The 12,467-nt window shown below is 61.4% G+C and carries 15 protein-coding genes and 1 tRNA gene; 6 read left to right on the plus strand and 10 right to left on the minus strand.

The window, feature by feature from the left end; genetic code table 11:
• Window positions 1-59: 59 nt before the first annotated feature.
• From AC0JZ4_RS13960 to AC0JZ4_RS13970, 3 genes are all read right to left on the minus strand, one after another.
• Window positions 60-992: a DMT family transporter gene (locus tag AC0JZ4_RS13960; RefSeq protein ID WP_471886963.1), complete on the minus strand. Its 933-nt coding sequence runs from the start codon at window positions 990-992 to the stop codon at window positions 60-62.
• Window positions 993-1,079: 87 nt separating this feature from the next.
• Window positions 1,080-1,205, minus strand: coding sequence for a hypothetical protein (locus AC0JZ4_RS13965; protein WP_471886964.1), 126 nt, complete (start codon window positions 1,203-1,205; stop codon window positions 1,080-1,082).
• A 358-nt stretch (window positions 1,206-1,563) separates the two neighbouring features.
• Window positions 1,564-1,648: transfer RNA gene (locus tag AC0JZ4_RS13970), tRNA-Leu, on the minus strand.
• A gap of 185 nt (window positions 1,649-1,833) precedes the next feature.
• Between AC0JZ4_RS13970 and lipB the strand changes: the two genes are divergently transcribed.
• Together lipB and AC0JZ4_RS13980 are read left to right on the plus strand one after the other, a co-directional pair.
• On the plus strand, window positions 1,834-2,556 hold the full coding sequence (gene lipB, locus AC0JZ4_RS13975) for a lipoyl(octanoyl) transferase LipB (RefSeq protein ID WP_471886965.1): 723 nt from the start codon (window positions 1,834-1,836) through the stop codon (window positions 2,554-2,556).
• 4 nt (window positions 2,557-2,560) lie between these two features.
• Entirely contained in the window at window positions 2,561-2,983 is a 423-nt protein-coding gene (locus tag AC0JZ4_RS13980) for an OsmC family protein (RefSeq protein ID WP_471886966.1), read from the plus strand.
• Here AC0JZ4_RS13980 and AC0JZ4_RS13985 read toward each other — a convergent pair.
• The 3 genes from AC0JZ4_RS13985 to AC0JZ4_RS13995 form a co-directional block, all read right to left on the minus strand.
• The gene (locus AC0JZ4_RS13985) at window positions 2,980-3,474 is read right to left on the minus strand and encodes a BON domain-containing protein (protein WP_471886967.1); all 495 of its coding nucleotides are present in this window, start codon (window positions 3,472-3,474) and stop codon (window positions 2,980-2,982) included. The two genes, AC0JZ4_RS13980 and AC0JZ4_RS13985, sit on opposite strands and share 4 nt — an antisense overlap.
• Window positions 3,475-3,602: 128 nt before the next feature.
• Window positions 3,603-3,854: a BON domain-containing protein gene (locus tag AC0JZ4_RS13990; RefSeq protein WP_471886968.1), complete on the minus strand. Its 252-nt coding sequence runs from the start codon at window positions 3,852-3,854 to the stop codon at window positions 3,603-3,605.
• A gap of 80 nt (window positions 3,855-3,934) precedes the next feature.
• Complete coding sequence (locus tag AC0JZ4_RS13995; protein ID WP_471886969.1) at window positions 3,935-4,426, minus strand: peptide deformylase; 492 nt, start codon at window positions 4,424-4,426, stop codon at window positions 3,935-3,937.
• A 174-nt stretch (window positions 4,427-4,600) separates the two neighbouring features.
• Between AC0JZ4_RS13995 and mgtE the strand changes: the two genes are divergently transcribed.
• Both mgtE and AC0JZ4_RS14005 read left to right on the plus strand, forming a co-directional pair.
• On the plus strand, window positions 4,601-6,016 hold the full coding sequence (gene mgtE, locus AC0JZ4_RS14000) for a magnesium transporter (RefSeq protein WP_471886970.1): 1,416 nt from the start codon (window positions 4,601-4,603) through the stop codon (window positions 6,014-6,016).
• Window positions 6,017-6,076: 60 nt separating this feature from the next.
• Complete coding sequence (locus AC0JZ4_RS14005; protein ID WP_471886971.1) at window positions 6,077-6,463, plus strand: MerR family transcriptional regulator; 387 nt, start codon at window positions 6,077-6,079, stop codon at window positions 6,461-6,463.
• A gap of 6 nt (window positions 6,464-6,469) precedes the next feature.
• Here the strand turns inward: AC0JZ4_RS14005 and AC0JZ4_RS14010 are convergent, their stop codons facing one another.
• Window positions 6,470-7,477, minus strand: a complete 1,008-nt coding sequence (locus AC0JZ4_RS14010) for a heparan-alpha-glucosaminide N-acetyltransferase (protein WP_471886972.1) — start codon at window positions 7,475-7,477, stop codon at window positions 6,470-6,472.
• A gap of 12 nt (window positions 7,478-7,489) precedes the next feature.
• Entirely contained in the window at window positions 7,490-8,182 is a 693-nt protein-coding gene (locus tag AC0JZ4_RS14015; RefSeq protein WP_471886973.1) for a DUF599 domain-containing protein, read from the minus strand.
• A gap of 271 nt (window positions 8,183-8,453) precedes the next feature.
• Between AC0JZ4_RS14015 and AC0JZ4_RS14020 the strand changes: the two genes are divergently transcribed.
• Both AC0JZ4_RS14020 and AC0JZ4_RS14025 read left to right on the plus strand, forming a co-directional pair.
• Window positions 8,454-9,854 (plus strand): L-serine ammonia-lyase, encoded by a 1,401-nt coding sequence (locus tag AC0JZ4_RS14020; protein WP_471886974.1) that lies wholly within the window; start codon window positions 8,454-8,456, stop codon window positions 9,852-9,854.
• Window positions 9,855-9,926: 72 nt separating this feature from the next.
• Window positions 9,927-10,364: a DUF1489 family protein gene (locus AC0JZ4_RS14025; protein ID WP_471886975.1), complete on the plus strand. Its 438-nt coding sequence runs from the start codon at window positions 9,927-9,929 to the stop codon at window positions 10,362-10,364.
• A gap of 61 nt (window positions 10,365-10,425) precedes the next feature.
• Here AC0JZ4_RS14025 and AC0JZ4_RS14030 read toward each other — a convergent pair whose 3' ends face one another.
• A complete protein-coding gene (locus AC0JZ4_RS14030) occupies window positions 10,426-10,704 on the minus strand; it encodes a hypothetical protein (RefSeq protein WP_471886976.1) in 279 nt (92 codons plus the stop codon).
• 93 nt (window positions 10,705-10,797) lie between these two features.
• Window positions 10,798-12,252: an SPOR domain-containing protein gene (locus AC0JZ4_RS14035; protein ID WP_471887890.1), complete on the minus strand. Its 1,455-nt coding sequence runs from the start codon at window positions 12,250-12,252 to the stop codon at window positions 10,798-10,800.
• Between the last annotated feature and the right edge of the window lie 215 nt (window positions 12,253-12,467).

Genomic DNA, 12,467 nt, shown 5'->3' on the forward strand with positions numbered 1-12,467 from the left:
GGATATGGCTCCTAAGCGAGAGAAGTTGAAAGCTGACGAACGAGCGCGGTTAATGGCGTCTATGCGACCGGAGGCTCGGCGGAAATCTGCCTCACTCTGACACGCTCGCGCCAGATGATGAACAGGCCGGAGCCGACGATGATGGCAATGCCGAACCATTTCGACAGCGTTGGGAAATCCGAGAACAGAAGGTAACCGAGCACGGTTGCCGAGATGATCTCGAAATACTGGAAGGGTGCGAGAAGCGAAAGCGGCGCCATGCGGAAGGCACGCACCACGAGCAGGTGCACATAGCCGGAGATGCTGCCGAGGATGACGAGCAGGATCAGGCCCATGCTTGACGCCGGCAGCGAGGCCTCGAATTCGACCGGTGAAATGAGATGGCCGACAAGCAGTCCAACGGTCATGAACAGCGTGCCGCCGACACCGGCGACGAACTGCATGACCAGAGGTGTGTCGCTTTCACCGATTGCCCGATTGAGAAACAGATAGAGTGTATAGAGAAATGCGCAGGCGACCGGCAGGAGTGCGGTCCAGCCGAAGATCGCATAGCTTGGCTGGATGACGATCATCGCGCCGCCGAAGCCGATGGCGATGGCCAGCCAGCGCCTCCAGCCTACCTTGTCACCCAGAAACAGCGCCGACATCATCGTCAGCATGAAGGGTTCGACGAAGTAGATGGCGAAGACGTCGGCAAGTGGCATGTATTTGACGGCCATGAAGAACATCAGGCTTGCCGCCGCATGCAGTGCGCCGCGCAAAAGGTTCATGAACGGGCGATTGCCGCCACGCATTGCACCCGGCACGAATAGGGCGATCGGTAACAGTGCGAGGAACTGAAAGAAGAAGCGATAGAAAGCCACCTGGCCGGGAGACATCGTCTCGAAGGTCGCCATGTATTTGGCGATCGCATCCATCATCGGTAGCACGATCATGCAGCCGGCCATGATCGCCATGCCCCTGATCGGGTTCTGCGGAGTCGTCTCGGGCATCGGCATCACTCGTGAAGGGCTATTCTCCTTCAATCACAGCCTGCAGCGCCGTTCAAGCGATGGCCGTGTCCGCCGCCGATGAAGATCCTATTTGATCGAACTGGTGAAGGTCGGATCGATCGTCTGAAGGCGGTCCCAGGAAACCGACACGCCGAACAATAGTAATGCGATGATGGGAATCACGAAAAGCACAAGGCCGCCGTTGATGCGCATGACCAACTCCATACAATTTTAGTCATTGCCGGAACCATGATCGTGCGGACTTAATGAGGTGTTAATCACATTGGTTGCGCACAGGTTAACCTGTGCCGCCCTGCGGCAGGGGAGTGTTGACCGATACGGCGGGTGAGTGGTCGGTTTGTGGCATCCCTGTGGCGGCGGTCACGTCGGCTTCCAATGTTCGCCTGCATTGCCGGTGTTTCCGGCGCGGGGCGTTTGTGGCGATGAGGTGATCATCAGCGTATCGGGATCCGGCTGGAGAGGTGCGTTTTCCACAGTTACGGTGCGAGTTTAACGTTGGCGCATAACGATCTGGTAAAAAACAAAAAACCCGGCCGAAGCCGGGTTAGTTTGGTGCGGTCGAGAAGACTCGAACTTCCACGGGTTGCCCCACAGCGACCTCAACGCTGCGCGTCTACCAATTCCGCCACGACCGCATCGTGGTAGGCCGACTTGCGCCGGCGAGGGAGCATCTAGCAAAAGGATTCCGGCAGCACAAGTGTGCCGTGACAGTTTTTTGAAGGAAAAAACAAAAGCCCACAGGCCGCTTAACCGGAAGCCCCGGAAAGCCGGGGTTTTTGCCGTCTTGAAAAGCTATCGTCTTCTTGCGAAAAGACTTTCCATGTTGACCAGAACCGATCTCGACCATTCGATGCTGCCCGGCGAGAACTGTCCGCCGGTGCGTTGGCGCATTTCAGACTGTCCCATCGCCTATGAAGAGGCGCTCGCGGAAATGGAGCGCGAGGTCGCCGCCATTGCCGATGGCAAGGCCAGCGAGCTTGTCTGGCTTCTGGAGCATCCGCCACTTTATACAGCGGGGACCAGCGCCAACCCGAGCGACCTGATCGAGCCGGGTCGCTTTCCTGTCCACGAGACGGGGCGGGGCGGGGAATACACCTATCATGGCCCCGGCCAGCGGGTCGCCTACGTGATGCTCGATCTCAAGCGCCGGCGTCAGGATGTTCGCGCCTATGTCGCCGCGCTCGAGCAACTGGTGATCCGTACGCTCGACCTGATGAATGTCCGTGGCGAGCGTCGCGAGGATCGCGTCGGCGTCTGGGTGCGTCGTCCCGAGAAGCCGCGCCTTCCCGATGGCAGCATGGCGGAAGACAAGATCGCCGCTTTCGGCATCAGGCTGCGGCGATGGGTAAGCTTTCACGGCCTGTCCATCAATGTCGATCCCGACCTGACGCATTTCTCCGGCATCGTGCCTTGCGGTGTCACCGCTTATGGAGTGACAAGCCTCGAGGATCTCGGCATGCTGGTGATGATGCAGGATGTGGATATCCGGTTGCGGCAGGCCTTCGAGGAAATTTTCGGGCCCACCGTGATCGAGGGGGAATGACCCTGTGGTCGATGTGAAGATCAAGAAGCGGCCGATCGGCGCGGTGGCGAGGCTCGATCGCAACGGTCACCCGGTGGTGACGAGCCGCACCGGCGGGCAGATCGACATCGTCACCGGCGCCTCGGACGAAGGCTTCAATCCGCTCGACCTGACATTTGCGTCGCTTTCCGCCTGCCTTGTGCTCAGCGCCCGCATTGCTGCCAGCAAGCTCGACCTGTTGCAGCGGTTCAAGGGGGCAACCGCCGACGTCAGCGGAGAAAAGAGCGCCGAGGAACCCTACCGTATAGAGCGGATGACAGTGGTCATCCACGTCGAGGGCGACTTTTCCGAGGCCGAGAAGCACCAGATCGTGGAGATGGCCGAAGAAATCTGCACCGTCAGCAACACGCTGAAGACACCACCGGCGATTTCCGTTTCAGTCAGCTAGTCTTCCGCGGGTATCCGGCTGTCGATACCGGCAAGGCGCAGATGGTTGCGTATATGGCGCACGCCGGAAACGGTCTGGACGGCGGCTAGAATGCGATGGCCGGTTGCCGCATCATCTACCTCGCCCTCTATCGTCGTCGTGCCGCGTTCGACGCGGACGTCGATCAGGTCCATATCGATGATCCCGAGTGAATCGATCGCATCGGTGACGCGTTCCTCCAGGTCGTCCGCATCTTCCAGGCCAACCGTTCCCGGACGCAGGCTGTCGCGCTGCGGCGGTTCTTCGCCATCGAATCCGGCTTGCTCAACAATGAAACCGGGATTGCGGTCTGTTTCGCTCCTGGCATTGGATCCGCCGTAAGGCGCATTGTCGATAGGGCCGGACGCGGCGCCGGGCCGATCGGCATAGGGCCAGCCATCATCGATGTTGCGTTCCTCGTAATCGCGGAAGTCTTCCTCGCGGGACGTGTCGTCGATATCCTTCTTCGGCATAAGAGCCTCCTTTGTCGGGTCACGCGTGTCATTTCCGCCCCGCCCGAAGGCTGATGCGGTCATAATCGTGCCGCGTCTGCGCTGCGACCATCCGGATTTCGGATGGGGCGGACAAGACCTGAAGCGACCTAATGGGCGCTTTCGCCCGTCCTACCCGTCAGGGTCATGTGGTTTTCAACATCATGCACCCCGTCGATCGTTTCGGCGGCCAGAACCACCTTGCGGGCTGACATGATCGTGTCGACCGAGCCCTCCAGAACCACCGTGGTCCCTTCGATATGCGCGTCGAGCGCGGATGTGTCCACATCCGGCAACGAGGCCAGACGTGCGGCTACCTTGGTGCCGAGTTCGGTATCTTCGATCTTGGATATTTCCGTCATGGTCGCTCTCCTCAATAACCACGGCTTTCAATCACCATGGTCGGAAAACGCATGAAGCGGCCTGGGGTTCTATCGATCGGCTATTTTTCTTTGGTCCATTTGCGCACCAGTCGGTCGCGCCTGATCCGCGACAGGCGGCGAAGCCAGAAGATGCCGTCCAGCTGATCGACCTCGTGCTGAATGCACACGGCGTGAAAATCCTGCGCGTCCTCCTCGATCACCTTGCCGGTGAGGTCCTGATAACGGATGCGTATCCGTCTCGGGCGCTCCACCTCGTCGGTCGCGCCGGGCATCGAGACGCTGCCTTCGGTATGGCGGATCGTTTCCGCGCTTGCCGAGAGGATTTCGGGATTGACGTAATGGAGCGGCCCCTGCTGCGGCGACAGTTCCAGCACGAACAGACGCTTGTAGACGCCGATATGGGCGGCGGTGATGCCGACGCCCGGTGCCGCGCGCATCGTTTCCAGCAGATCCTGCGCCAATGCTGACAGCGTTTCGTCGAACTCCGTTACGGTCGCGCAGGGGCTGGAAAGGCCCGGATCGGGATAGGTGAGGAGCGGGCGGACGGGCATGTCATTTCACTTTCTGCGGGATGGCGCTTCGCCGTGTTCAATCCCCGAGAAGCACGGCGAGGGCCGATATTGCGGCTGTCGATAAAGATGCTTCAGTCTTTCATGCTATCTGTTTGTTGGCTATATGTTTTCGGTCGCTAATCGAATGGCGGCGCGTGTCAGGCGAGGCGGCAGATGAGTGATATCCAGGAAGAGACCCTCGTCCGCGCCAAAGCCGGCGACGAAGGGCACGACATCTACTCGGAAGACGGCTCCATCCGGTCCGACTTTCTCGCCCGCGTCGGTGCCGCAATCGCCGATCGCGATGTCCTCTATCTGCGGCAGAACGTTGCCAGGCTGCACGAATCCGAACTTGGCGACCTGCTCGAATCGATCCTGCCGGACCAGCGACTTGCGCTGGTCAAACTTCTCGGCAAGGATTTCGACCTGACCGCGCTGACCGAGGTCGACGAGGCGATCCGTCTCGAAATCGTCGAGCAGATGCCGAATTCACAGATTGCCGCTGCGATCGGTGATCTCGATTCGGACGATGCGGTCTACATTCTCGAAGACCTAGATCATCAGGACCGGGAAGAGATCCTGGCGCAGCTGCCGTTCACCGAGCGCGTGCGCCTGCGCCGCGCGCTCGATTATCCGGAAAGCTCGGCCGGCCGGCGCATGCAGACGGAATTCGTCGCGGTGCCGCCGTTCTGGACCGTCGGCCAGACCATCGATTATCTGCGCGACGAGGAAAATCTGCCGGAAAGCTTTTCGCAGATCTTCGTCATCGACCCGACATTCCGGCTGCTCGGCATCATCGATCTCGACCGTATCCTGCGCACCAAGCGGGCGATCCGCATCGAAACGATCATGCGCGAGACGAACCACCCGATCCCGGCCGACATGGACCAGGAAGAGGCGGCGCAGATCTTCGAGCAGTACGACCTTCTGTCCGCCGCCGTGGTCGACGACAACGGCCGTCTCGTCGGCGTGCTTACCATCGACGACGTGGTCGACGTCATCCAGGAAGAGGCGGAGGAGGACCTTCGTCGCCTTTCAGGCGTCGGTGACGAAGAACTGTCCGACTCGGTCAAGGATACATCGCGGTCGCGCGTGCCGTGGCTGATGGTCAATCTCGTCACCGCCTTCCTGTCTGCCTCGGTGATCGGGCTGTTCGAGGCGACTATCGAGGAGATCGTGGCGCTTGCCATCCTGATGCCGATCGTTGCCGGCATGGGCGGCAATGCCGGATCGCAGACGATGACGGTGACGGTGCGCGCGCTCGCCACCCGCGATCTCGACATTCACAATTCCTGGCGTGTCGTGCGCCGTGAGGCCGGGGTCGGGCTGATCAACGGTCTTCTGTTCGGCTCGGCCGTCGGTGCGGTTGCGGGATGGTGGTTTGCCGATCTGCATCTCGGCATGGTGATTGCCACCGCGATGATCATCAACATGTTCGCCGCCGCCATGGCCGGCATGATGATCCCGATGCTGCTCAACAAGGCTGGCACCGACCCGGCCGTCTCTTCGGCGGTCTTCGTCACGGCGATCACCGACATGACGGGTTTCATGAGTTTTCTCGGGCTTGCCACCGTCTGGCTGCTGCGCTGACGTGGTTTGACTGTTACGTAAAAGTCAATTATTTTACGTCGCTGATATCAAGGAAGCGACGTGGACAAATATTACAGCATAACCGAACTGACCCGTGAATTCGGCGTGTCGACCCGCACGCTTCGCTTCTACGAGGATGAGGGACTTATCCATCCCGAGCGGCGCGGCCGGACGCGTCTGTTCCGTGCCGCCGATCGCCGGCTGATCCAGGAAATCCTGCGCGGTCGCCGCATCGGCTTCACGATCGCCGAGATCCGTCAGATCATTCAGGTCTACAAGGAGCCGCCGGGCGAAATCGGCCAGCTCAAGATGCTGATGAAGCATGTCGACGAGAAGCGTGAAGAATTGCGGCAGAAGCGCAAGGATATCGAAGAGACGCTGTCGGAACTCGACAATGTCGAGGAAGCCTGCCTTACGCGCCTTGCCGAAATCGGCGTCGGCACCTGATATCTCTCACGGCTGAGCCGGCGTGTCGATCTGCATCGAGCATTCGCCGGCGATGATCTGGATACGATCATCCTGCGCGTTGATCGTGCCGCTCTGCAGCGGCGTCATCAACTGCTCGCTGATCAGCCGGTCGGCGGTGCAGCCGCAGAACCGTTCGCACAGCGCCTCGTCGTTTGCCTGACCCATGCAGCTTGCCTGGCAACTGTTGACATAGCTCATGCGCGGATCGGCCGGCGGGGCTGGGTAGACGAGCGACACGAGATAGACGATCGCGATCAGTACCGGCTGATGCACCAGATAGACGATGAGGCTGTGGCGGCCGGCCTTCGCCAGCGTCGTGTCGCTGGTCTGGACGCTGGCAAGCGGCGTCGTCCAGCCGCGTGCCACGGCGATCCTCGTGAGGATCACGCCGGTCAGAAGTGCTGCAAGCCACGGGAACAACGGCACGTAATCATTCGAGCGCGGTGGAATGTCCGCAAAGCCGAGCCATGCCAGCCAGCGCGTGTCGAAGGCTGGCAATTGAAGAATGCCCGGCATAACGGTCGCATTCGCTGCCATCGCGGCAACGATCAGAACCGGCGCGGCAATGGCGAACGGCAGCGGCATGCGCAGGAAGGCGAGGCCGATCAGGCTCGACAGCGCGATATTGTGCAGGATGCCGAAAAAGATCCATTCCTGCGGGAAGGCGATGAACGTCGCGATGCTGATTGCGAGTGCTGCACCCGCAACGATGCCGAAACGCTTCCAGAAGGCCGGCCAGCGAGTGCCGGATCCATGTGCCAGCACGAGACCCACGCCTGCCAGAAACAGGAAGGAACTGGCAATCACGCGCGCATAGATGCGGAACCAGCCCTGGGTTGCCGTGCCGGGATCGAGATAGCCGAAGAATTCCAGATCCCATGTCAGGTGATAGGACGCCATTGCGATCAGCGCGATGCCACGCAACGTGTCGATGAGCAGGATGCGCGGCGGCCTTGCGGCCTGCATGGGCTTTTGGGTGTCTGCGGCAGTCAATATTTCAGGTCCTCAGTCGTCTTCCATGATCGCCAGCCGCGCATCGGAAAAATACTGGCGGCGCAAGAGTGCGACGATGATGATGATCGTCGTTGCCATGAATACATAGGGCCCGGCGAACCAACCGAGATAGCCGATCGACAGAAAAAGTGTGCGCAGGCCGGAATTGAAGTGACTGGCGGCGATCGTGTTCATCTTGATCACGTGATCGGCGGCCTTGCGCGCCGCCTCCGGATTGGCCTCCGCTTCCTTCATCATCGGCAAAGCGCCGAAGAGAATGGTGCAGTAGTTGAACAGGCGATAGGCCCAGCCGAACTTGAAGAAGGCATAGCCGAGGAGGAAGGCAAGCCCGCCGACCTTCATCTCGAATGCTGCCTGCCCGCCATAGGGAACGAAGGGCAGGTGGGAGAAGACGGCGTTCACCTTGTCGGTGGAGCCCAGAAGCGCAAAGCAGCTTCCGAGCGCGAAGATGGACGAGGTGGCGAAGAAGGCGGTGCCATTCTGCAGTCCGGCAAAGATCTGCGTGTCGATCATCCGCAGGTCGCGTTTCAGCGAATTGTAGATCCAGCGATGACGACGCTCTATCATTGCCTGGTTGAGGCTCAATCTCGGCAACAGGCCAGCGCCGGCGCCGGCGGTGAACCACGAGTAAAGGCCCGAGAGCAGGGCGAAAAGAGCAAGGGCGACGTAGTCTGCAAGGGTCATGGAACTCTGCCGGATTGCGCGATCATATCCTGTGCCTCTCTTGCTTTGTTTCGGCCGCGTCGGCAAGGGGCGAGTGGCATTGTGATCGGCGAAATGCCGGCGTGTCGGACTTGCGCTCGGCGGCGTGAAATCGCATATGAGCGGGCAATCAATGTCGCTTGCGTCACATGTCTTGTCGGCGCGTCACCATGGTGCCACGCTGCGATGACATAGGCTTTGTTCAGGCTGCACTTCCGCTCTACCCGGCGCCGCCGGAGCAATTGGATCTTCCATGTTTCTGTCCGTCTTCGACGTTTTCAAGATCGGTATCGGGCCTTCCAGCTCCCACACGATGGGGCCGATGTCGGCCGCCAACCGGTTTCTCGAGCTGATCCTGTCGGACGACTGGCCGCGTCCGGCCAGTGCCCATGTGGCGGGCCTTTCTGTTTCGCTGCACGGCTCGCTCGCCTTTACCGGCATCGGCCATGGAACGGGCAGGGCGGTGATCCTCGGCCTCACCGGAGAGGCGCCGAATACGGTCGATCCCGACCGCATGGAGGCTCTCATCGCAGAGGTCGAGCGGACGGGCCGCGTCACCCCGCCGGGGCACCCGACCTATATCTTCCAGCCGGCCACCGATCTGGTCTTCGACAAGAAGCAGCCGCTGCCGGGACATGCGAACGGAATGAGCTTTTCGGCGCTCGACAAGGATGGCCGGCTTCTCCTGAAGCGGATCTATTATTCGATCGGTGGCGGCTTCGTCGTCACCGACACGGAGCTTGAGGCGATGCGCGCCTCGAAGGGCGCGGCCGGCAGCGACCGGGTGCCCTATCCGTTCGCTACGGCACGACAGATGCTCGCCATGTCGCATGGCGCCGGTCTGTCTATCGCGCAAATGAAGCGCGCCAACGAGCTGACCAAAATGAGCGAGCAGGAGCTCGATGAGGGAATCGACGCGATCTGGGAAGCGATGAGCGGCTGTATCGATCGCGGCCTGAAGGTCGATGGCATCATGCCGGGCGGGCTGAACGTCAAGCGCCGCGCCCGCGCCATCCATGACAAGCTGAAGGAAGAATGGCGCAGCAACCGTGCCAATCCGCTGCTCGCCAATGACTGGCTGTCGGTCTATGCGATGGCGGTCAACGAGGAAAATGCCGGCGGCGGGCGCGTCGTCACCGCGCCGACCAACGGGGCGGCCGGCGTCATCCCGGCGACGCTCAAATACTTCCTGCATTTCCACGAGGACGCGACGCAGCAGGATGTCCGCGATTTTCTGCTGACGGCGGCGGCCGTCGGCGGCATCATCAAGCACAATGCCTCGATCTCGGGCGCCGAAGTCGGCTGTCAGGGGGAGGTCGGGTCTGCGGCGGCGATGGCGGCCGCCGGTCTTGCCGCCGTCATGGGCGGATCGCCGGAGCAGATCGAGAACGCGGCCGAGATCGCGCTCGAACACCATCTCGGCATGACCTGCGACCCGATCGCCGGCCTCGTGCAGGTGCCCTGCATCGAACGCAACGCGCTGGGCGCGGTGAAGGCGGTGACCGCCGCCTCGCTTGCCATCAAAGGCGACGGCACGCATTTCGTGCCGCTCGACGCCTGTATCGAGACGATGCGCCAGACCGGCAACGACATGAGCGAGAAATACAAGGAAACCTCGACGGGCGGTCTCGCCGTCAACGTCGTCGAGTGCTGAGGAACGCGTTGACTGTGGACACCTTGCCCGTCAGGTCTTGACGGGGAGGCCCCATGGGTCTTCAAGCAAGCCATGGCTCTTCATCTCATCAAGCTTTGTGTCGGCGCCGACAGTATTCAGGATCTTCGTGAGTGGGTGGCGGACCGTTCGCTCACCGCCATGGCGGCCGGTCTCGAACCGCACAGCATCCATACGACACGCATGGTGCCGAAGCGCGTCGACGAACTTCTCGACGGCGGATCGCTCTACTGGGTGATCAAGGGGCAGGTGGCGGCGCGGCAGAAACTGCTCGACCTTCGCACCTTTACCGGGGCTGACGGCATTCAACGCTGCGAACTGGTACTCGGACCCGAGGTCATCGAGACAGCCAACCAGCCCAAGCGGCCGTTCCAGGGCTGGCGCTATCTGAAAGCCGAGGAGGCGCCGCGCGATCTCGGTGCGCTCGGCGAGGATGTTGCGGCCATGCCGGAAGACCTGCGCCGCGAGCTTTCGGATCTCGGACTGCTCTGAAGCAATTCAGGCGATGCACCGGTCAGGCGCACCGCCAGTTCGATTGTATCTGGAAGAAGCTTCAGGCGACCGTTTTCGGCGGCAGCTTCATTCTGACCGGCGATCGGCCGGAATGGGCCAGCACATGCAGGTGTATGCCTGCTTCCGGCTGCGACTGCCGCCAGGCGCGTGCGCCGTGGCTGAGAAGCAGCGAAACCAGATCCCTCGTCTTTTCCTTCGACCGCGTCAGGCCGAGACCGGCAAGACGCATGGCCGCTTCGTGTAGCGGATTGAGTGTGACGCCCCTGGCGCGGGAAAACGGAGCCGCCCCAAGATCTGCACTGTTTTCATTCATTCCCATCGGAAACCCCGTAAACGCATTACAAGTCGAGATTTCTCCGCGCCGGATACACGTGGCGCGGCGGTGAAACGGTGGGGGCTACGCCCCCGCCCGCTATTGCATGGCAGCCCAGCAGCCGACGCCCTTCTTCTTCAGCGCGTTGCAGGCATTGACCGCCGATTTCTGATCATCGAAACCGCCGAAACGGGCACGATAGATCTGCGAGCCGCCATTGTTGAAGGCGACGGTGAAGGGCTTGGCGGAACGCAATACCTGTCCGCCTTTATCCTGCGCACTCTGCAGGAGGTCGAGGGCCATCTTCTCGCTCGGAGAGACGCCGATCTGGATGACCCAGCCGGTCATGGCCGGGGATTGCACCGGAGCGCGCGTCGATGCGGTGGTGACGGCATCGACATTGGCGACCGGCGCGTCGCGCTTTATCGAGGCTTCCTGACGCTTTGTCGGAACGTATTCCGGCGCAGGAGCCGGGATTGCAGCCGGCGGCGTCATGGCTGCGGCCAGTGCCTGGTCGGCGCCGCGGCGCTGGGCGCTTTCACCGGCATAGGCGGATGCCGATGCGGCGGCCATTTTCGGCACGGCGAGCGGTGCGGTCGGACGTGCCTCGCGCTGCCCGTAACGGGCATCCGGAACCGGGCCGGCATTCGGCAGGTCGAAGGAGGCGACTTCACGGCTTTCGGACACTTCTGCTGCGACCGCTGGCTGACGCGGAACCGGAACGGCCGGGTCTGCGATCGGGCCGCGCTGGGCGATCAGGTTGGTGCGGCCGCCACGGGACGCCTTCGGCAGATATTCCGCAACAAGCTTGCGCATCGTGGCATCACGGGCAGCGCTGGAGCGGCCGCCAAGCACAACGGCGACGATGGAGCGACCGTCGAGTTCGGCGGAAGTTGCCAGGTTGCTGCCGGCTGCACGGGTGTAGCCGGTCTTGATGCCGTCGACACCGCGGACATTGCCGACGAGACGGTTGTGATTGCCGATCGTAACCTTGCCGTACTGGAAGGTGCGGATGCCGAAATAATGGTAATACTGCGGGAAATGCTGACGAAGGGCGATGCCGAGACGGGCCTGGTCGCGCGCCGTGGTCATCTGCGCGGTATTCGGCAGGCCGTGGGCGTTACGATAGGTGGTGCGCGTCATGCCGAGCGCACGGGCCTTGTTGGTCATGATCTGCGCGAACCGCGGTTCCGAACCGCCGATGAATTCGCCGAGTGCGGTTGCCACGTCATTTGCCGAGCGGGTGACGAGCGCGCGGATCGCCTGGTCGACGGTGACGCTGTTGCCAGCCTTGACGAAAAGCTTGGACGGCGGTTCCTTGGCGGCGTTTGCCGAGACCGGAACCTTCGAGTCGAGGCTGAAGCGGCCGGCTTCGAGGCCTTCGAAGGTCAGGTAAAGCGTCATCATCTTGGTCAGCGACGCCGGGTAGCGAAGGCCATCCGGATCTTCACCGTACAGAACCTTGCCTGACTTCGCATCGACGACGATGCCCGCATATTTCGGCGCTGCTTGCGCTTCCGCTGGTCGAGTGACGCCGGAAAGCGCCATTGCCATGACGAAAAGAAAGCCTACGCGTTTCGCCTGCGCCCTGACATTTCCCTTCGAGGGATACGCAAACATCGTTTTCAACACTGCCGCACTCATTGAATTGGTCATTGTTCAATTGATCCAGACGTTCCCCCGCCAAGACCGTTTGTGACAATCTAGGAGAACAGCGTTACCAAGAGGTTTATGATGAACGACTGGTTTCCTCGCTCCGGTGCATTTTA

The sequence above is a fragment of the [Rhizobium] kunmingense genome, assembly GCF_977018605.1.